Raw genomic sequence first — 16178 nt, 5'->3', positions numbered from 1 at the left:
GTCAAGACCACCTGCACCGGCGTCGAAATGTTCCGCAAGCTGCTCGACCAGGGTCAGGCCGGCGACAACGTCGGCGTGCTGCTGCGCGGCACCAAGCGCGAAGACGTCGAGCGCGGTCAAGTACTGGCCAAGCCAGGCTCGATCAAGCCGCACAGCCACTTCACCGGCGAGATCTACGTATTGTCGAAAGACGAGGGCGGCCGTCACACCCCGTTCTTCAACAACTATCGTCCGCAGTTCTACTTCCGTACCACCGACGTGACCGGTTCGATCGAATTGCCAGCAGACAAAGAAATGGTCATGCCAGGCGACAACGTCTCGATCACTGTCAAGCTGATCAACCCGATCGCGATGGAAGAAGGTCTGCGCTTCGCGATTCGTGAAGGCGGTCGTACCGTCGGCGCGGGTGTGGTGGCAAAAATTATCGCTTAATCTTGCTAGATCAGCTGCTTGATTAAGTTTGCAGTAGATTTGGTGTAGCTGTCATATTGCCGCGAGTGGCGACACTCGCGGCCCGTTCTTTAAAGGGAAATCATGCAAAACCAGAAAATCCGTATTCGCCTGAAAGCCTTCGACTACAAGTTGATCGACCAGTCCGCACTTGAAATCGTCGAAACCGCCAAGCGTACCGGCGCAGTCGTCAAGGGCCCAGTGCCACTGCCGACCCGCATCCAGCGTTTCGACGTATTGCGGTCGCCGCACGTCAACAAGACTTCGCGCGATCAGTTCGAGATCCGTACCCATCAGCGCCTGATGGATATCGTCGATCCTACCGACAAGACCGTTGATGCGCTGATGAAGCTGGATCTGCCGGCTGGCGTGGACGTAGAAATCAAGTTGCAATAATTTTGGCTGGTGTGCTGTTTTTTTGCACACCAGGTATTGCCAAGCAAGAGCGCTAAAGATATACTACTCGGCTTCTGTGGAAATTCGGTAAATCCGCGTTTCCACTTTTATAAGTTGTACAAACAGTCAGCCCCGCCCAATCGCAGGTGGGAATGGAGAAAAAATGAGCCTAGGCCTAATTGGTCGCAAGGTTGGTATGATGCGCATCTTTACGGATGATGGGGATTCGATTCCTGTTACCGTGGTTGACGTATCGAACAATCGTGTTGCGCAAATCAAAACGCCTGAAACGGATGGTTATTCCGCTGTTCAGGTCGCATTCGGTCATCGTCGTGCATCGCGCGTGAACAAGGCAACCGCCGGTCACCACGCAAAAGCCGGTGTTGAAGCCGGAACCATCCTCAAAGAATTCCTGATCGATACCTCCAAAGCTTCCGAAATGAAGGCCGGCGATGTGATCGCTGCCAGCCTGTTCGAAGTTGGTCAAAAGATTGACGTGCAGGGTGTGTCGATTGGTAAGGGTTATGCCGGTGTTATCAAGCGCTACAACTTCAGTTCTGGTCGCGCGACGCACGGTAACTCGCGTTCGCATAACGTGCCGGGTTCGATCGGTATGGCGCAGGATCCAGGTCGCGTGTTCCCTGGTAAGCGCATGACCGGTCACATGGGTGACGTTACCTGCACCACGCAGAATCTGGAAATCGCCCGCATCGACGCTGATCGTCAGCTGTTGTTGGTCAAGGGTGCGGTTCCAGGCGCGAAGAACGGTCAAGTGATCGTCTCGCCTGCTGTTAAAACCAAAGCCAAGAAGGGAGCTTAAACGATGGAACTCAAGCTCCTAAATGACCTGGGTCAATCAGCTTCGAACGTCGCCGCGCCGGATACCGTGTTCGGTCGCGATTACAACGAGGCACTGATTCATCAAGTGGTCGTCGCTTATCAGGCTAACGCGCGTAGCGGTAACCGTAAGCAAAAAGATCGTGAAGAAGTGCATCACACGACCAAAAAACCATGGCGTCAAAAAGGTACGGGCCGCGCTCGTGCTGGTATGTCGTCGTCGCCTTTGTGGCGTGGCGGTGGTCGCATTTTCCCGAATTCGCCTGAAGAAAATTTCTCGCACAAAGTCAATAAGAAGATGTATCGCGCCGGTGTCTGCTCGATTCTGTCTCAATTGGCGCGCGAGGGTCGTCTGACCGTGATCGAGAGTCTGTCGATCGACGCGCCGAAGACCAAGCTGCTGTCGCAAAAACTGAAGGGCATGGGTTTTGAGTCCGTCATGGTGATTACCGACGATTTCAACGAGAACCTGTTCCTGGCTTCCCGCAATCTGCCGCACGTGCTGGTGGTGGAGCCGCGTCACGCCGATCCGGTTTCCCTGGTGTATTACAAGAACATCTTGATCACCAAGCCGGCTTTGGCCAAGATTGAGGAGATGCTGGGATGAGCACCATCGTAAAACATAGCGAAGAGCGCTTGATGAAAGTGTTGCTGGCGCCGGTGATTTCGGAAAAGGCGACTTTCGTCGCTGAAAAGAACGAGCAAGTCGTTTTCCGCGTCGCACCGGATGCCACCAAGCCAGAAATCAAGGCCGCGGTCGAGCTGCTGTTCAAAGTCGAAGTTGAGTCCGTGCAAGTGGCGAACCGTCAGGGCAAGCAAAAGCGCACCGGCCGCTTCACTGGTCGTCGCAATCATACCAAGCGCGCATTTGTCAGCCTGAAGCCCGGCCAGGAAATTAACTTCTCCGAGGAGGCTAAATAATGGCACTCGTCAAAGTCAAGCCGACCTCGCCCGGTCGTCGCGGCATGGTCAAGGTCGTCAATTCCGACCTGTACAAAGGCCGTCCGTTCGCGGGTCTGATCGAGGCGCAGTCGAAGAGCGCTGGTCGTAACAATAATGGCCATATCACGACCCGCCATATCGGCGGTGGTCACAAGCAGCATTATCGCCTGATCGACTTCAAGCGCACCAAGGATGGCATTCCAGCCAAGGTTGAGCGTATTGAATACGATCCGAATCGCACCGCGCACATTGCATTGTTGTGCTATGCCGACGGTGAGCGTCACTACATCATCGCTACCAAGGGTATGGCGGTCGGTGATCAGCTAATGAACGGTTCGGAAGCGCCGATCAAGTCGGGCAACTGCCTGCCGATCCGCAATATTCCGGTCGGTACCGTCATGCATTGCGTCGAAATGTTGCCTGGCAAGGGCGCGCAAATGGCGCGTACCGCGGGCGCTGGCGTGGTTCTGATGGCGCGTGAAGGTACTTACGCCCAGGTCCGCCTGCGTTCCGGCGAAGTGCGTCGCGTTCACATTGAATGCCGTGCAACAGTGGGCGAAGTCGGCAATGCCGAACACAGCCTGCGCAAGATCGGTAAGGCTGGTGCCATGCGCTGGCGCGGCGTCCGTCCGACGGTACGTGGTGTGGTAATGAATCCGGTTGATCACCCGCATGGTGGTGGTGAAGGTAAAACAGCGGCTGGTCGTCATCCAGTGTCGCCGTGGGGCCAGCAGACCAAGGGTAAGAAGACGCGTCGCAACAAGCGCACGACTTCCATGATCGTTTCGCGCCGTGGCAAGAAATAAGGGGTAGCACATGACACGTTCATTGAAAAAAGGGCCGTTCTGTGATGCCCACCTGGTCAAGAAAGTCGAAGCTGCGCAAGCCGCTAAAGACAAGAAGCCAATCAAAACATGGTCGCGCCGTTCGACAATTATGCCGGACTTCATCGGCCTGACTATCGCCGTACACAATGGCAAGCAACACGTGCCGGTGTATGTGTCCGAAAACATGGTTGGTCACAAACTTGGCGAATTCGCGCTGACTCGGACGTTCAAGGGTCACGCCGCCGATAAAAAGGCTAAGAGATAGGTGTGATGATGGAAACTAAAGCAATTCTGCGCGGTGTGCGTCTGTCCGAGCAAAAAGGTCGCCTGGTGGCGGACCTGATTCGCGGTAAAAAAGTGGATCAAGCATTGAACATCTTGGCTTTCAGTCCGAAAAAAGGTGCAACCATCATCAAGAAAGTGTTGGAGTCTGCAATTGCAAACGCCGAGCACAATGATGGTGCTGACATCGACGAGCTGAAGGTAAAGACGATCTATGTTGAAAAAGGTGCGATCTTGAAGCGCTTTACAGCGCGCGCAAAAGGCCGTGGCGATCGTATTTCGAAGCAATCCTGTCACATATTCGTGACTGTCGGTAACTAAGGAGTCACGATGGGACAGAAGATTCATCCAACCGGTTTCCGTCTTTCGGTTACGCGCAATTGGGCGTCACGCTGGTTTGCTGGCAATAGTAATTTTGCCACCATGCTCAACGAGGACCTCAAGGCGCGTGCTTACCTGAAAAAGAAACTGAAGAACGCCTCCGTTGGTCGCATCGTTATCGAGCGTCCGGCGAAGAATGCGCGTTTCACAATCTATAGCTCGCGTCCAGGCGTCGTGATCGGCAAGAAGGGCGAGGACATCGAAGTTCTCAAGACTGAGCTGACCAAGATCATGGGCGTGCCGGTGCACGTCAATATCGAAGAGATTCGCAAGCCGGAAACCGATGCGCAACTGATCGCCGATTCGATTTCGCAGCAGCTGGAAAAACGGATCATGTTCCGCCGCGCCATGAAGCGTGCGATGCAGAACGCGATGCGTCTGGGTGCCCTGGGTATCAAGATCATGTCGTCCGGTCGTCTGAACGGCATCGAGATTGCTCGTACCGAGTGGTATCGCGAAGGTCGTGTGCCTCTGCATACCCTGCGTGCCGATATCGATTATGGCACCAGCGAAGCGTCGACCACCTACGGCATCATCGGCGTCAAGGTCTGGGTCTATAAAGGCGACCGTCTTCCTAGTGGCGAGCCGCCGATCGATCTGACGAAGGAAGACGACACAAAACGTCGCGGTCCACGTCGTGATGACGGCAAGCCGACCACGCGTCCTCGTGCCAAGCGACCAGAAGGTCAAACTACTACAGCTGCTCCCGGTACCTCTACACCAGCTGCCAAGCGGGTTCGTGCTCAAAAGCCCGATGGCTCGCCTGCTAGCGCGGTAGCGGCCCCGGCTGAGAAGGCAGGAGAATAATCATGCTGCAACCAGCACGCAGAAAATATCGTAAAGAGCAAAAAGGCCGCAATACCGGCATTTCCCATTCGCGCGGCACCGCCGTGTCGTTCGGTGAATTCGGTCTGAAAGCAGTTGGCCGTGGCCGCATCACGGCGCGCCAGATCGAGGCAGCCCGTCGCGCGATGACGCGTCACATCAAGCGCGGTGGCCGTATCTGGATCCGTATTTTCCCGGACAAGCCGATTTCGCAAAAGCCGGCCGAAGTTCGTATGGGTAACGGCAAGGGTAATCCTGAATATTACGTGGCTGAAATCCAGCCGGGTAAAGTGCTGTACGAGATGGATGGCGTTGACGAGGCGTTGGCGCGCGAGGCGTTCCGCCTGGCTGCATCTAAACTGCCGCTGTTGACCACCTTCGTGGTTCGTCAAGTCGGCCAATAATTGGAGTGAAATATGAAAGCATCTGAACTCCGCGGCAAAGATCAAGCGGCTCTGACCACGGAGCTGAATGACCTGCTGAAGGCACAATTCGGCCTGCGTATGCAAATCGCTACGCAGCAGCTGAACAATACTTCGCAGATCAAGAAAGTTCGCCGCGATATCGCACGAGTCAAAACGGTCATGAATTTGAAGGAAGACAAATAATGAACGATCAAGTGAAACAAGCGCTCAAGCGCACGCTGATTGGCAAAGTGGTCTCCGACAAGATGGACAAGACAGTTACCGTTCTGATCGAGCGCCACGTCAAGCACGCGCTGTACGGCAAGATCATCATGCGTTCGAATAAATATCATGCGCATGATGAAACCAACCAAGCCAAGGCTGGTGATGTGGTCGAGATCCAGGAAGGTCGTCCGATCTCGAAGACCAAGGCTTGGACAGTGACCCGTGTGGTACAGGCTGCGCAAATAGTATAAATATTTGTTGCGGGCCCAGCATGTTCGTGCCATACTGCTGGGCTTCGTTCAAGTAATAAGTGCCCTGCAAGAGCGATGTAGAGAATTTTGCAAAAAAAATCTCGAATAGCAGATTTTGAAAACGTCCACCCCAAGCAGTGCGGCCTAACAAGGCGGCTGACGGGACCAAGACTGACCGCAAGCTCGCATTAAGCGAATTGAGCGGCTTAAGTTGGGAAAGAGAATACTATGATTCAAACTGAAAGCCGGCTCGAAGTAGCCGACAATACTGGTGCAAAAGAAGTTATGTGCATCAAGGTATTGGGTGGTTCAAAACGCCGTTACGCAGGTATTGGCGATGTCATCAAGGTGACTGTAAAAGTTGCTGCGCCACGTGGTCGCGTCAAAAAGGGCGAGATCTACAACGCAGTAGTAGTTCGTACCGCCAAGGGTGTTCGTCGTCAGGACGGTTCCCTGGTGAAGTTTGACGGGAATGCAGCTGTGCTGCTGAACGCCAAACTTGAGCCGATTGGCACCCGCATTTTCGGGCCAGTCACGCGCGAACTGCGTACTGAGCGGTTCATGAAAATTGTTTCGCTTGCGCCAGAAGTGCTGTAAGGAGTCGTAATGGACAAAATTCGTAAGAACGATGAAGTAATCGTCTTGACCGGTAAGGACAAGGGTAAGCGCGGCGTGGTTCAGCGTCGAGTCGATGCTGAGCATGTCGTGGTGGAAGGTGTGAATGTTGCCAAGAAGGCGACCAAGCCTAACCCTATGACTGGTGTAACTGGTGGCATCGTCGATAAGTTGATGCCAATTCATGTGTCAAACGTCGCGTTGTTCAACGCGGCTACTGGCAAGGCAGATCGCGTGGGCTTCAAGGATGTGGATGGCAAGAAAGTCCGCGTCTTCAAGTCGAACGGCGAAGTTGTTAAGGTTTAAGAGATCATGGCCCGTCTCCAGGAATTTTATAAAGATAAAGTCGTTGCTGACCTGTCAGCGAAGTTTGCTTACAAGTCGGTAATGGAAGTGCCGCGTATCCTCAAGATCACCCTGAATATGGGTTTGTCTGAGGCGATCGCGGACAAAAAAATCATCGAGCATGCCGTTGGTGACCTAACGAAAATCGCCGGTCAAAAGCCGGTCGTAACCAAGGCGCGCAAGGCGATTGCGGGTTTCAAGATTCGCGAGGGTTATCCGATCGGTTGCATGGTTACCTTGCGTGGCGCCCAGATGTACGAGTTTCTCGATCGTTTCATCACTGTGGCGTTGCCGCGCGTACGCGATTTCCGCGGTGTTTCGGGTCGTGCGTTCGATGGTCGCGGTAACTATAATATCGGCGTGAAAGAGCAGATCATTTTCCCCGAAATCGAGTACGACAAGATCGACGTGTTGCGCGGTATGAATATCAGCATCACGACGACAGCGAAGACCGACGACGAAGCGAAAGCGCTCCTCGCCGCATTTAAATTTCCGTTCAGAAACTGAGGTTGCCATGGCAAAACTGGCACTGATTAACCGCGAACAAAAGCGCGCTGACCTGGCAAAGAAGTACGCCGGCAAGCGCGCCGAGTTGAAGGCAATCATTGATGATCAATCCAAATCTGAGGGTGAGCGTTATGAAGCGCGCCTGAAGTTGCAGGCACTGCCGCGGAACTCAAATCCAACGCGTCAACGCAACAGATGTGCGATCACTGGTCGTCCACGTGGTACTTTCCGTAAATTCGGTTTGGGCCGTATTAAGCTCCGTGAATTTGCCATGCGTGGCGAAATTCCCGGCATGACAAAAGCTAGCTGGTAATAGGAGAAGATGCAATGAGTATGAGCGATCCTATCGCCGATATGCTGACCCGCATACGCAACGCCCAAGGTGTACAAAAAACCACGGTAGCAATGCCGTCGTCGAAGGTCAAAGTTGCGATTGCTCAAGTCCTGAAGGACGAGGGTTACGTTGAAGATTTCGCCGTTACCGAGGCTGGTGGCAAGGCGGAACTGAAGATCGGTTTGAAATATTATGTTGGTCGTCCAGTAATTGAGCGCCTTGAGCGCGTATCCCGTCCAGGGCTGCGTGTATACAAAGGCAAGGATGATATGCCAAACGTGATGAATGGTTTGGGCGTGGCGATTGTGTCCACACCCAAGGGCGTCATGACAGACCGCAAAGCTCGCGCAACCGGTGTCGGTGGCGAAGTTATTTGCTACGTGGCCTAAGGAGCGCAAGATGTCTCGAGTAGGTAAAATGCCGGTCGCAATGCCAAATGGTGCAGAAGTCACGATTACGGCGGCGCAGATCACAGTAAAAGGCCCTTTGGGTTCGCTGACTCAGTCATTAAATGGCTTGGTCAAGGTGGATAACGCCAACGGCACGCTCAAGTTTGAGGCAGCCAACGACAGCCGTGAAGCGAATGCGATGTCCGGTACGCTTCGCGCATTGGTCAATAACATGGTCAATGGCGTGACCAAGGGTTTTGAGAAGAAATTGAACCTGGTGGGCGTTGGTTATCGTGCGCAGGCACAAGGCGACAAGCTGAATCTGTCGCTCGGCTTTTCGCATCCGGTCGTGCATCAGATGCCGGCTGGCGTGAAGTGCGAAACGCCAACCCAGACTGAAATTCTGATCAAAGGGATTGACAAGCAGCGCGTTGGTCAAGTTGCTGCCGAAGTCCGTGCTTACCGCAGTCCCGAGCCTTACAAGGGCAAGGGCGTCCGCTATGCGGATGAGGTGGTGAAGCTTAAAGAAACCAAGAAGAAGTAATAGGGGTTGACGATGGACAAGAAACAATCACGCCTGCGCCGCGGACGTCAAACCCGTGCCAAGATCGCAGAATTAAAGGTGACTCGCCTGTCAGTGCATCGCACCAACTTGCACATCTATGCGAACGTCATCGGCCCGGATGCCAAGATACTCGCTTCTGCTTCCACCATGGAGGCGGAAGTTCGGCTGGAGTTGGCCGACAAATCGGGCAAGGGTGGCAACGCCGCTGCGGCATCGTTGGTCGGGAAGCGTGTTGCGGAGAAAGCGCTGAAAGCAGGAATTACCGAAGTTGCGTTCGATCGCTCCGGTTTCCGTTACCACGGCCGTGTCAAGGCGCTGGCCGAAGCCGCGCGTGAAGCCGGTCTGAAGTTCTAAGGAAGAATCGTCATGGCAAAAATGCAATCGAAAATGCAAAGCGACAAGCCCGATGACGGCATGCGCGAAAAAATGATCGCGATCAACCGTGTGACCAAAGTGGTCAAGGGTGGTCGGATCATGGGTTTCGCGGCATTGACCGTGGTTGGTGACGGCGATGGTCGCATCGGCATGGGCAAGGGTAAATCCAAGGAAGTGCCGGTGGCTGTGCAAAAGGCGATGGAAGAAGCGCGTCGCAACATGGTCAAGGTCACACTGAAAAACGGCACCCTGCAGCATACCGTTAGCGGCAAGCACGGCGCGGCCAAAGTGTTGATGAATCCAGCCAAAGAAGGTACCGGCGTTATCGCTGGTGGCGCGATGCGCGCGATTTTCGAAGTGATGGGGGTAACCAATGTGGTTGCCAAGTCGATCGGTTCGAGCAATCCATACAATATGGTGCGCGCAACCTTGGACGCCTTGTCGAAAATGAGCACGCCTTCCGAAATTGCAGCCAAGCGCGGCAAATCGGTTGAAGAAATCCTCGGTTAAGGTGGTCGAAATGGCAAATACCGTTAAAGTGAAATTGATCAAGAGTCTGATCGGTACCCGTGAATCGCATCGTGGCACTGTGCGCGGTCTCGGCTTGCGTCGTCTGAATTCGGTATCCGAATTGCAGGACACGCCAGCGGTTCGCGGCATGATCAATAAAGTGTCGTATCTCGTTAAAGTAGTTGCGTAGGCCTGCCGGCTTGCGAACGGAGCAAATCATGGAATTGAATAGCATACAACCTGCAGCTGGTGCCAAACACGCAAAACGTCGCGTCGGACGTGGTATCGGTTCCGGTTTGGGTAAGACTGCAGGTCGCGGCCACAAGGGACAGAAGTCCCGTTCGGGCGGTTTCCACAAGGTCGGTTTCGAAGGCGGTCAGATGCCTTTGCAGCGTCGTCTTCCGAAGCGCGGCTTCAAATCGCTGGCGGCATCGTTCAAGGCGGAAGTGCGTTTGTCCGATCTGGAAAAACTGCCAGTCACCGAAATCGACATTTTGGCGCTGAAGCAGGGTGGGTTGGTCTCTGTGCTGGCGCGTGACGTGCGCATCATCTTGTCCGGTGAAGTGAGCAAGAAATTTGTGGTCAAGGGTTTGACCGCGACCAAAGGTGCAAGAGCGGCGATTGAAGCTGCCGGCGGCTCCGTTGCGTAAATTGGCTGTCTACTTGGAGCGTTAATTGGCGACTTCACCACAACTTGCTAAAAGTGCGGCGGCGGGTTTTCCCTGGGGGCGCTTGTGGTTTTTGCTGGGTGCGCTGGTAGTCTATCGGATAGGCGCGCACATCCCGGTTCCAGGAATTGACCCGACACAACTGTCGCAGCTGTTCAAGCAAAACCAGGGTGGTATCCTGGGAATGTTCAACATGTTTTCCGGCGGGGCGCTGTCGCGATTTACGGTGTTTGCGCTCGGTATCATGCCTTATATTTCGGCATCGATCATCATGCAGCTGGGTTCGATCGTGTCGCCCCAGCTCGAAGCGCTGAAAAAAGAAGGCGAGTCGGGTCGTCGCAAGATTACGCAATACACCCGTTATGGCACCTTGGTGCTGGCGACGTTCCAGGCTCTGGGTATTGCTGTAGCGCTCGAATCGCAGGCTGGTTTAGTGATCGATCCGGGCCTGGCGTTCCGGTTCACCACGGTAGTGACGTTGTTGACCGGTACCATGTTCCTGATGTGGCTGGGTGAACAGATTACCGAGCGTGGACTGGGCAACGGCATTTCGATCATTATTTTCGCTGGTATCGCTGCCGGCTTACCGAACGCGGTTGGCGGCTTGCTCGAACTGGTGCGCACCGGCTCGATGAATGCGTTGTCGGCCATCTTGATTTGCCTTATTGTGGCGGCGGTTACTTTCCTGGTGGTGTTCATCGAACGCGGTCAGCGCAAGATCCTGGTCAACTATGCGAAGCGGCAAGTCGGTAACAAGATCTACGGCGGGCAGAGCAGCCATCTGCCACTGAAGCTGAATATGGCAGGAGTAATCCCACCGATCTTCGCTTCGTCGATCATCCTGTTTCCGGCCACGATCACAAGCTGGTTCACGTCGGGCGATACCACGAACCCGGTGGTGCGGTTCCTGAAGGATATGTCGGCATCGCTGGCGCCGGGCGAACCGATCCACGCACTGTTGTACGCGATTGCGATTGTATTTTTTTGCTTTTTCTATACCGCGTTGGTATTCAATAGCAAGGAAACCGCGGACAATCTGAAGAAGAGCGGTGCGTTTGTTCCGGGGATTCGTCCTGGTGATCAGACTGGGCGTTACATCGACAAGATTTTGATGCGTTTGACATTGGCTGGTGCTGTCTATATCACCTTGGTGTGCTTGTTGCCCGAGTTTCTGATTGCGCGCTGGAAGGTGCCGTTCTATTTTGGTGGTACTTCGCTGCTGATCATCGTCGTGGTCACGATGGATTTCATGGCGCAGGTACAAAATTACGTTATGTCGCAGCAATACGAATCGCTGCTTCGTAAAGCAAATTTCAAGGGCGGAATTCCCTCGCGATAAGCGCCCAGGAGAACGAGCAGACCGAATGGCAAAAGACGACGTTATCCAGATGCAGGGCGAGATTCTTGAGAATCTTCCAAATGCAACATTTAGAGTTAAGTTGGAAAACGGACATGTGGTATTGGGCCATATTTCCGGAAAGATGCGTATGAATTACATCCGCATCTTGCCAGGCGACAAGGTGACGGTCGAATTGACGCCTTATGATTTGAGCCGGGCCCGGATTGTGTTCCGCACCAAATAAATTTAGTGAACTGAACCTAGAAGTGAAAGAAAGAGGGCAACAATGAAAGTTCTCGCATCCGTCAAGCGGATCTGCCGCAACTGCAAGATCATCAAGCGCAAGGGCGTTGTCCGTGTTATTTGCACGGAACCGCGTCACAAGCAGCGCCAAGGTTAATTAAGGTCAATCGAGGAATAACGAATGGCACGTATCGCAGGGGTTAATATCCCAAATCATCAGCATACCGTAATCGGCTTGACAGCTATCTATGGTATTGGCCGTCCACGCGCAGAAAAAATCTGTGAGACAACGGGTGTCTTGACCAATAAAAAGGTCAAGGATCTGGATGACAACGAATTAGAAAAGCTTCGCGATGAGATCGGTAAGTTCATCGTCGAAGGCGATCTGCGTCGTGAAATCTCGATGAACATCAAGCGTTTGATGGACTTGGGTTGCTATCGGGGCATGCGCCATCGCAAGGGCTTGCCAGCCCGTGGTCAACGCACCCGCACCAATGCGCGTACCCGCAAGGGACCACGTAAAGCAGCGCAATCGCTGAAGAAATAGTCCAAGCATGCAGTTTGATTGGTCGTCGGATCCAAGGATATAATTATGGCAAAGTCACAAAATAGCGCAGCAGCAGCACGCGTGCGTAAAAAGGTCAAAAAGAACGTTGCTGAAGGTATTGCACACGTGCACGCTTCGTTCAACAACACAATCATCACGATTACCGATCGTCAGGGTAATGCATTGTCGTGGGCGACTTCGGGCGGTGCAGGTTTCAAGGGTTCGCGCAAATCGACCCCGTTTGCGGCTCAGGTAGCAGCAGAAGCGGCCGGCAAGGTTGCAGTTGAGTGCGGGATCAAGAACCTCGAAGTGCGCATCAAGGGCCCAGGCCCAGGCCGTGAGTCCGCGGTGCGCGCGCTGAATAACCTGGGCATCAAAATCACTCAGATTCAGGATGTGACACCGGTGCCACACAACGGCTGCCGGCCACCGAAGCGTCGTCGGATTTAATTAGATACCGCAGCATTGCGGTATCTAAACTGCCCGCCAATGAACTTGGCGGGTTTTTGTTCTTAAGCCCACCGTCTGTCTGCTTGCAGGTCAGACTAGCGCCTAATGCTCATGGCTGGAGTCAGTCAGGACGTTCGGGGCGTAATATTTAATTTAAAGGAAACTCTCGTGGCACGTTATATCGGACCTAAAGCAAAACTCTCCCGCCGTGAAGGCACTGACCTGTTCCTGAAGAGCGCACGTCGCTCGCTCGATTCGAAGTGCAAGCTCGACGTAAAACCTGGCCAGCATGGCGTCAAGTCCGGCGCCCGTACGTCCGACTTCGGTAACCAACTGCGCGAAAAACAAAAAGTAAAACGCATGTATGGCATCCTGGAGCGTCAGTTCCGTCGGTATTTTGCCGAAGCGGACCGTCGCAAGGGCAACACCGGCGAGAATCTGCTGAAGTTGCTGGAATCGCGTCTGGACAACGTCGCGTACCGCATGGGCTTTGGCTCGACCCGCGCTGAAGCGCGTCAGTTGGTCAGCCACAAGGCGTTTACCGTCAACAATATCGTCGTCAACATCGCTTCCTACCAGGTCAAGGCCGGCGACGTGGTCGCAGTGCGCGAGAAATCGAAGAAACAAGTACGTATCGTCGAAGCGCTGTCACTGGCTGAGCAAGTTGGCATGGCTTCATGGGTTTCCGTTGATGCCAAGAAAATGGAAGGCACCTACAAGTCGATGCCGGACCGTACCGAATTTGCCAACGACGTCAATGAGTCGCTGATCGTCGAATTGTATTCCCGCTAATTTTTCACCTGCCCGCCACATCGTGGCGGGCATCCCATAATGCCATCAGCCTTATCGGCGTAACGAGCCGAGGGTATTGACAAGGACATTTCATGCAAAACAGTTTGTTGAAGCCCCGTATTATCGATGTCGAAGCGCTTGGTGCCGGTCACGCCAAAGTCGTCATGGAACCATTTGAACGCGGCTACGGCCATACCCTGGGCAATGCCTTGCGCCGGGTGCTGCTGTCGTCGATGGTTGGCTATGCGCCGACTGAAGTGACGATCGCGGGCGTGGTACATGAGTATTCGTCGCTCGACGGGGTGCAGGAAGACGTGGTCGACCTGTTGCTGAATCTGAAGGGCGTCGTGTTCAAAGTGCACAACCGCGATGCGGTGACCCTGACCCTGAAAAAGGAAGGCGAAGGCGCGGTACTGGCATCGGATATCGATCTGCCCCACGACGTCGAGCTGGTCAACCCGGATCACGTGATTGCGCATCTGACCGCCGGCGGCAAACTGGACATGCAAATCAAGGTCGAAAAAGGCCGTGGCTATGTGCCGGGCAATGTACGCCGCCTGAGCGAAGATACAAACAAGACCATCGGCCGTATCATTCTGGACGCGTCGTTCTCGCCAGTGCGCCGCGTATCCTACTTTGTGGAATCGGCCCGCGTGGAACAACGCACCGACCTCGACAAGCTGATCATCAATATCGAAACCAACGGCGTGATCTCGCCGGAAGAAGCGATCCGCCAATCGGCCCGAGTCCTGGTTGATCAATTGAATGTGTTTGCTGCACTGGAAGGCACCGAGGCGACCGCCGAAGCACCATCGCGCGCACCGTCGGTCGATCCTATCCTGCTGCGTCCGGTCGACGATCTGGAATTGACCGTGCGTTCGGCGAACTGCCTGAAGGCCGAGAACATTTACTACATCGGCGACCTGATCCAGCGTAGCGAAAACGAATTGCTGAAGACGCCAAACCTGGGCCGCAAGTCCTTGAACGAAATCAAGGAAGTGCTGGCATCGCGTGGTTTGACGCTTGGCATGAAACTCGAAAACTGGCCACCAGCCGGTCTCGAAAAATAAGAGCCGGTCGGATTCAGGTTATAATCGCGGGCGCATTTCGGTGCGCCCGGATCAGGCAAGAGTCGTTATCATCAAACAACATACCGGCCCGCGATGCGATGATGCATCGATAGAAGAGCTGGATATTTTTTAAAACTTGAAAGGATTACCATGCGTCACCGTCACGGCTTACGTAAGCTCAATCGTACCTCCTCCCATCGTCTGGCCATGCTGCGCAACATGACTGTCTCGTTGCTGCGGCACGAAGCGATCAAGACCACCGTGCCAAAGGCAAAAGAACTGCGCCGCGTGATCGAACCGATTCTGACGCTCGGCAAGACCGACACCCTGGCCAACAAACGCCTGGCATTCAGCCGCTTGCGCGACCGCGAAATGGTGCTCAAGCTGTTCGCCGAACTGGGCCCACGTTATGCAAACCGCAACGGCGGCTACCTGCGCATCCTGAAAATGGGTTTCCGCGTCGGCGACAATGCACCGATGGCCTACGTTGAATTGCTGGATCGTCCGGAAGTCTCCGAAGAGACCGAAGTGGTTGCAGCAGAGTAATTTGTCCGACAGCAAAACGCGTTAAAATCAAAAGCCAGGTCCTGCCTGGCTTTTGTGCATTTTGGCCGCCGGTTAATGAATGAGACCATTGAATAAGATCATCAATTCGAACTCTACCCCATCCTCCCGCATGTCTGAATCCATCATTCTGTCGGCTGACAAGCTGCATAAGTCCTACGGTCAGGGCGCGGCCAAGCGTGTCGTGGTGGACGGCGTATCCTTTGCACTGCGGCGCGGCGAATGTTATGGCCTGCTCGGTCCAAACGGGGCGGGCAAGACCACCACATTGCGCCTGTGCCTTGGCTTGGCGGTGCCCGACGGTGGCGCGATCACGCTGCTTGGCAAGGCGATTCCGTCGAAAGCGCGGGAGGCGCGGCAGCGGGTCGGGGTGGTGCCGCAGGGCGACAATCTGGATCCGGACTTCACGGTGTCGGAAAATCTGGTGGTGTTCGGCCGCTATTTCGGCATGGCCGATGCCGAGATCCGGGCCAGGATTCCGATGCTGCTGGAATTCGCCAATTTGAACGCGAAAAAGGATGCCCGCATCGGGGAATTGTCCGGCGGCATGAAACGGCGCCTGACGCTGGCGCGCTCGCTGGTGAACGACCCCGACCTGATCTTCATGGACGAGCCGACCACCGGTCTCGATCCGCAGGCGCGGCACATGATATGGGACCGGCTGAAAGCGCTGCTGAACCAGGGGAAAACGATTTTCCTGACGACGCACTTCATGGATGAGGCCGAGCGCCTGTGTGACCGCATCGCGGTGATCGACAATGGCCGGATGATTGCGGAAGGTCCGCCGCGCGAGTTGATTGCGCAACATATCGAAGCGGAAGTGGTCGAAGTGTATGGCGACAACGCGCTAAACTGGGGCGATCGGGAAGCGCGCGGCAAGGCGGCGCGAATCGAGGTCAGCGGCGAAACCGTGTTCTGCTATACCAACGATGCGCAACCCCTGCTGGCCAGCCTGCATGCGATGAATGGGGTGCGCTATATGCACCGGCCGGCCAATCTGGAAGACCTGTTTCTGAAGCTGACCGGCAGAGAGATGCGCGACTGA

31 protein-coding genes are annotated in these 16178 nt (G+C 54.6%); all 31 read left to right on the top strand.

Annotated features, from left to right (window positions below):
• The coding region (locus tag ACFOFO_RS18380) for an EF-Tu C-terminal domain-related protein (RefSeq protein ID WP_390332321.1) at nt 1–432 on the top strand (432 nt) is incomplete at its 5' end.
• A 102-nt stretch (nt 433–534) separates the two neighbouring features.
• Complete coding sequence (gene rpsJ / locus ACFOFO_RS18375) at nt 535–846, top strand: 30S ribosomal protein S10 (RefSeq protein WP_390332318.1); 312 nt, start codon at nt 535–537, stop codon at nt 844–846.
• A gap of 163 nt (nt 847–1009) precedes the next feature.
• Nucleotides 1010–1666 carry a 50S ribosomal protein L3 gene (gene rplC, locus ACFOFO_RS18370; protein ID WP_390327444.1) on the top strand — a complete coding sequence of 219 codons (657 nt, stop codon included), beginning with the start codon at nt 1010–1012 and terminating at the stop codon, nt 1664–1666.
• Nucleotides 1667–1669: 3 nt separating this feature from the next.
• A complete protein-coding gene (gene rplD, locus ACFOFO_RS18365; protein WP_390327443.1) occupies nt 1670–2290 on the top strand; it encodes a 50S ribosomal protein L4 in 621 nt (206 codons plus the stop codon).
• Nucleotides 2287–2604 carry a 50S ribosomal protein L23 gene (gene rplW, locus ACFOFO_RS18360; RefSeq protein WP_390332317.1) on the top strand — a complete coding sequence of 106 codons (318 nt, stop codon included), beginning with the start codon at nt 2287–2289 and terminating at the stop codon, nt 2602–2604. Before rplD ends, rplW begins: the two co-directional genes overlap by 4 nt.
• Nucleotides 2604–3431, top strand: a complete 828-nt coding sequence (gene rplB / locus ACFOFO_RS18355) for a 50S ribosomal protein L2 (protein WP_390327441.1) — start codon at nt 2604–2606, stop codon at nt 3429–3431. The genes rplW and rplB overlap by 1 nt, the downstream gene beginning before the upstream one ends.
• Nucleotides 3432–3441: 10 nt before the next feature.
• Nucleotides 3442–3717 (top strand): 30S ribosomal protein S19, encoded by a 276-nt coding sequence (rpsS, locus tag ACFOFO_RS18350; protein WP_153236347.1) that lies wholly within the window; start codon nt 3442–3444, stop codon nt 3715–3717.
• A gap of 5 nt (nt 3718–3722) precedes the next feature.
• Nucleotides 3723–4055, top strand: a complete 333-nt coding sequence (gene rplV, locus ACFOFO_RS18345) for a 50S ribosomal protein L22 (protein WP_390327438.1) — start codon at nt 3723–3725, stop codon at nt 4053–4055.
• A gap of 9 nt (nt 4056–4064) precedes the next feature.
• Nucleotides 4065–4922, top strand: coding sequence for a 30S ribosomal protein S3 (rpsC, locus tag ACFOFO_RS18340; RefSeq protein ID WP_390332314.1), 858 nt, complete (start codon nt 4065–4067; stop codon nt 4920–4922).
• A gap of 2 nt (nt 4923–4924) precedes the next feature.
• Complete coding sequence (rplP, locus tag ACFOFO_RS18335) at nt 4925–5344, top strand: 50S ribosomal protein L16 (RefSeq protein WP_390332312.1); 420 nt, start codon at nt 4925–4927, stop codon at nt 5342–5344.
• A gap of 12 nt (nt 5345–5356) precedes the next feature.
• Nucleotides 5357–5548: a 50S ribosomal protein L29 gene (gene rpmC, locus ACFOFO_RS18330; RefSeq protein WP_390327436.1), complete on the top strand. Its 192-nt coding sequence runs from the start codon at nt 5357–5359 to the stop codon at nt 5546–5548.
• Nucleotides 5548–5820, top strand: a complete 273-nt coding sequence (gene rpsQ / locus ACFOFO_RS18325) for a 30S ribosomal protein S17 (protein ID WP_390327435.1) — start codon at nt 5548–5550, stop codon at nt 5818–5820. The genes rpmC and rpsQ overlap by 1 nt, the downstream gene beginning before the upstream one ends.
• Before the next feature lie 228 nt (nt 5821–6048).
• A complete protein-coding gene (rplN, locus tag ACFOFO_RS18320; RefSeq protein WP_390332310.1) occupies nt 6049–6417 on the top strand; it encodes a 50S ribosomal protein L14 in 369 nt (122 codons plus the stop codon).
• A 9-nt stretch (nt 6418–6426) separates the two neighbouring features.
• A complete protein-coding gene (rplX, locus tag ACFOFO_RS18315; RefSeq protein WP_390327433.1) occupies nt 6427–6741 on the top strand; it encodes a 50S ribosomal protein L24 in 315 nt (104 codons plus the stop codon).
• A gap of 6 nt (nt 6742–6747) precedes the next feature.
• Nucleotides 6748–7287 (top strand): 50S ribosomal protein L5, encoded by a 540-nt coding sequence (gene rplE / locus ACFOFO_RS18310; RefSeq protein WP_390327431.1) that lies wholly within the window; start codon nt 6748–6750, stop codon nt 7285–7287.
• Between the two features lie 7 nt (nt 7288–7294).
• Entirely contained in the window at nt 7295–7600 is a 306-nt protein-coding gene (gene rpsN, locus ACFOFO_RS18305; RefSeq protein ID WP_390327429.1) for a 30S ribosomal protein S14, read from the top strand.
• 14 nt (nt 7601–7614) lie between these two features.
• A complete protein-coding gene (gene rpsH, locus ACFOFO_RS18300; protein WP_390327427.1) occupies nt 7615–8010 on the top strand; it encodes a 30S ribosomal protein S8 in 396 nt (131 codons plus the stop codon).
• Nucleotides 8011–8020: 10 nt separating this feature from the next.
• On the top strand, nt 8021–8554 hold the full coding sequence (gene rplF, locus ACFOFO_RS18295) for a 50S ribosomal protein L6 (RefSeq protein ID WP_390328286.1): 534 nt from the start codon (nt 8021–8023) through the stop codon (nt 8552–8554).
• 12 nt (nt 8555–8566) lie between these two features.
• Nucleotides 8567–8929 carry a 50S ribosomal protein L18 gene (gene rplR, locus ACFOFO_RS18290; protein ID WP_390327425.1) on the top strand — a complete coding sequence of 121 codons (363 nt, stop codon included), beginning with the start codon at nt 8567–8569 and terminating at the stop codon, nt 8927–8929.
• 12 nt (nt 8930–8941) lie between these two features.
• On the top strand, nt 8942–9460 hold the full coding sequence (gene rpsE / locus ACFOFO_RS18285; RefSeq protein WP_390332308.1) for a 30S ribosomal protein S5: 519 nt from the start codon (nt 8942–8944) through the stop codon (nt 9458–9460).
• A gap of 10 nt (nt 9461–9470) precedes the next feature.
• Nucleotides 9471–9650: a 50S ribosomal protein L30 gene (gene rpmD / locus ACFOFO_RS18280; protein ID WP_390327423.1), complete on the top strand. Its 180-nt coding sequence runs from the start codon at nt 9471–9473 to the stop codon at nt 9648–9650.
• Between the two features lie 28 nt (nt 9651–9678).
• Nucleotides 9679–10110, top strand: a complete 432-nt coding sequence (gene rplO / locus ACFOFO_RS18275) for a 50S ribosomal protein L15 (protein WP_390327422.1) — start codon at nt 9679–9681, stop codon at nt 10108–10110.
• 25 nt (nt 10111–10135) lie between these two features.
• Nucleotides 10136–11467: a preprotein translocase subunit SecY gene (gene secY / locus ACFOFO_RS18270; protein WP_390332306.1), complete on the top strand. Its 1332-nt coding sequence runs from the start codon at nt 10136–10138 to the stop codon at nt 11465–11467.
• 25 nt (nt 11468–11492) lie between these two features.
• Nucleotides 11493–11711 carry a translation initiation factor IF-1 gene (gene infA / locus ACFOFO_RS18265; protein WP_005663428.1) on the top strand — a complete coding sequence of 73 codons (219 nt, stop codon included), beginning with the start codon at nt 11493–11495 and terminating at the stop codon, nt 11709–11711.
• Nucleotides 11712–11753: 42 nt separating this feature from the next.
• Nucleotides 11754–11867, top strand: coding sequence for a 50S ribosomal protein L36 (gene rpmJ / locus ACFOFO_RS18260; RefSeq protein ID WP_014004415.1), 114 nt, complete (start codon nt 11754–11756; stop codon nt 11865–11867).
• A gap of 24 nt (nt 11868–11891) precedes the next feature.
• Complete coding sequence (rpsM, locus tag ACFOFO_RS18255; protein WP_390327420.1) at nt 11892–12257, top strand: 30S ribosomal protein S13; 366 nt, start codon at nt 11892–11894, stop codon at nt 12255–12257.
• Between the two features lie 45 nt (nt 12258–12302).
• Nucleotides 12303–12707 carry a 30S ribosomal protein S11 gene (gene rpsK / locus ACFOFO_RS18250; protein WP_390332304.1) on the top strand — a complete coding sequence of 135 codons (405 nt, stop codon included), beginning with the start codon at nt 12303–12305 and terminating at the stop codon, nt 12705–12707.
• Between the two features lie 168 nt (nt 12708–12875).
• On the top strand, nt 12876–13499 hold the full coding sequence (rpsD, locus tag ACFOFO_RS18245; protein WP_390332302.1) for a 30S ribosomal protein S4: 624 nt from the start codon (nt 12876–12878) through the stop codon (nt 13497–13499).
• A 92-nt stretch (nt 13500–13591) separates the two neighbouring features.
• The gene (locus tag ACFOFO_RS18240; RefSeq protein WP_390327419.1) at nt 13592–14569 is read left to right on the top strand and encodes a DNA-directed RNA polymerase subunit alpha; all 978 of its coding nucleotides are present in this window, start codon (nt 13592–13594) and stop codon (nt 14567–14569) included.
• Nucleotides 14570–14719: 150 nt separating this feature from the next.
• On the top strand, nt 14720–15115 hold the full coding sequence (rplQ, locus tag ACFOFO_RS18235; RefSeq protein WP_390332300.1) for a 50S ribosomal protein L17: 396 nt from the start codon (nt 14720–14722) through the stop codon (nt 15113–15115).
• A 130-nt stretch (nt 15116–15245) separates the two neighbouring features.
• Nucleotides 15246–16178 carry an ATP-binding cassette domain-containing protein gene (locus ACFOFO_RS18230; protein WP_390327418.1) on the top strand — a complete coding sequence of 311 codons (933 nt, stop codon included), beginning with the start codon at nt 15246–15248 and terminating at the stop codon, nt 16176–16178.

It is taken from the genome of Pseudundibacterium arcticum (genome assembly GCF_042646465.1).
Taxonomy (GTDB): domain Bacteria; phylum Pseudomonadota; class Gammaproteobacteria; order Burkholderiales; family Burkholderiaceae_D; genus Undibacterium_A; species Undibacterium_A arcticum.
Note: the sequence above shows the minus strand (reverse complement) of the source record. Positions and strands in the feature narration are given on the sequence as shown.

Bases quoted from the DNA above. Each gene is read 5' to 3' on its own strand.
- rpsJ (WP_390332318.1), top strand. From the start codon at position 535: ATGCAAAACCAGAAAATCCGTATTCGCCTGAAAGCCTTCGACTACAAG.
- rplC (WP_390327444.1), top strand. From the start codon at position 1,010: ATGAGCCTAGGCCTAATTGGTCGCAAGGTTGGTATGATGCGCATCTTT.
- rplD (WP_390327443.1), top strand. From the start codon at position 1,670: ATGGAACTCAAGCTCCTAAATGACCTGGGTCAATCAGCTTCGAACGTC.
- rplW (WP_390332317.1), top strand. From the start codon at position 2,287: ATGAGCACCATCGTAAAACATAGCGAAGAGCGCTTGATGAAAGTGTTG.
- rplB (WP_390327441.1), top strand. From the start codon at position 2,604: ATGGCACTCGTCAAAGTCAAGCCGACCTCGCCCGGTCGTCGCGGCATG.
- rpsS (WP_153236347.1), top strand. From the start codon at position 3,442: ATGACACGTTCATTGAAAAAAGGGCCGTTCTGTGATGCCCACCTGGTC.
- rplV (WP_390327438.1), top strand. From the start codon at position 3,723: ATGATGGAAACTAAAGCAATTCTGCGCGGTGTGCGTCTGTCCGAGCAA.
- rpsC (WP_390332314.1), top strand. From the start codon at position 4,065: ATGGGACAGAAGATTCATCCAACCGGTTTCCGTCTTTCGGTTACGCGC.
- rplP (WP_390332312.1), top strand. From the start codon at position 4,925: ATGCTGCAACCAGCACGCAGAAAATATCGTAAAGAGCAAAAAGGCCGC.
- rpmC (WP_390327436.1), top strand. From the start codon at position 5,357: ATGAAAGCATCTGAACTCCGCGGCAAAGATCAAGCGGCTCTGACCACG.
- rpsQ (WP_390327435.1), top strand. From the start codon at position 5,548: ATGAACGATCAAGTGAAACAAGCGCTCAAGCGCACGCTGATTGGCAAA.
- rplN (WP_390332310.1), top strand. From the start codon at position 6,049: ATGATTCAAACTGAAAGCCGGCTCGAAGTAGCCGACAATACTGGTGCA.
- rplX (WP_390327433.1), top strand. From the start codon at position 6,427: ATGGACAAAATTCGTAAGAACGATGAAGTAATCGTCTTGACCGGTAAG.
- rplE (WP_390327431.1), top strand. From the start codon at position 6,748: ATGGCCCGTCTCCAGGAATTTTATAAAGATAAAGTCGTTGCTGACCTG.
- rpsN (WP_390327429.1), top strand. From the start codon at position 7,295: ATGGCAAAACTGGCACTGATTAACCGCGAACAAAAGCGCGCTGACCTG.
- rpsH (WP_390327427.1), top strand. From the start codon at position 7,615: ATGAGTATGAGCGATCCTATCGCCGATATGCTGACCCGCATACGCAAC.
- rplF (WP_390328286.1), top strand. From the start codon at position 8,021: ATGTCTCGAGTAGGTAAAATGCCGGTCGCAATGCCAAATGGTGCAGAA.
- rplR (WP_390327425.1), top strand. From the start codon at position 8,567: ATGGACAAGAAACAATCACGCCTGCGCCGCGGACGTCAAACCCGTGCC.
- rpsE (WP_390332308.1), top strand. From the start codon at position 8,942: ATGGCAAAAATGCAATCGAAAATGCAAAGCGACAAGCCCGATGACGGC.
- rpmD (WP_390327423.1), top strand. From the start codon at position 9,471: ATGGCAAATACCGTTAAAGTGAAATTGATCAAGAGTCTGATCGGTACC.
- rplO (WP_390327422.1), top strand. From the start codon at position 9,679: ATGGAATTGAATAGCATACAACCTGCAGCTGGTGCCAAACACGCAAAA.
- infA (WP_005663428.1), top strand. From the start codon at position 11,493: ATGGCAAAAGACGACGTTATCCAGATGCAGGGCGAGATTCTTGAGAAT.
- rpmJ (WP_014004415.1), top strand. From the start codon at position 11,754: ATGAAAGTTCTCGCATCCGTCAAGCGGATCTGCCGCAACTGCAAGATC.
- rpsM (WP_390327420.1), top strand. From the start codon at position 11,892: ATGGCACGTATCGCAGGGGTTAATATCCCAAATCATCAGCATACCGTA.
- rpsK (WP_390332304.1), top strand. From the start codon at position 12,303: ATGGCAAAGTCACAAAATAGCGCAGCAGCAGCACGCGTGCGTAAAAAG.
- ACFOFO_RS18240 (WP_390327419.1), top strand. From the start codon at position 13,592: ATGCAAAACAGTTTGTTGAAGCCCCGTATTATCGATGTCGAAGCGCTT.
- rplQ (WP_390332300.1), top strand. From the start codon at position 14,720: ATGCGTCACCGTCACGGCTTACGTAAGCTCAATCGTACCTCCTCCCAT.
- ACFOFO_RS18230 (WP_390327418.1), top strand. From the start codon at position 15,246: ATGTCTGAATCCATCATTCTGTCGGCTGACAAGCTGCATAAGTCCTAC.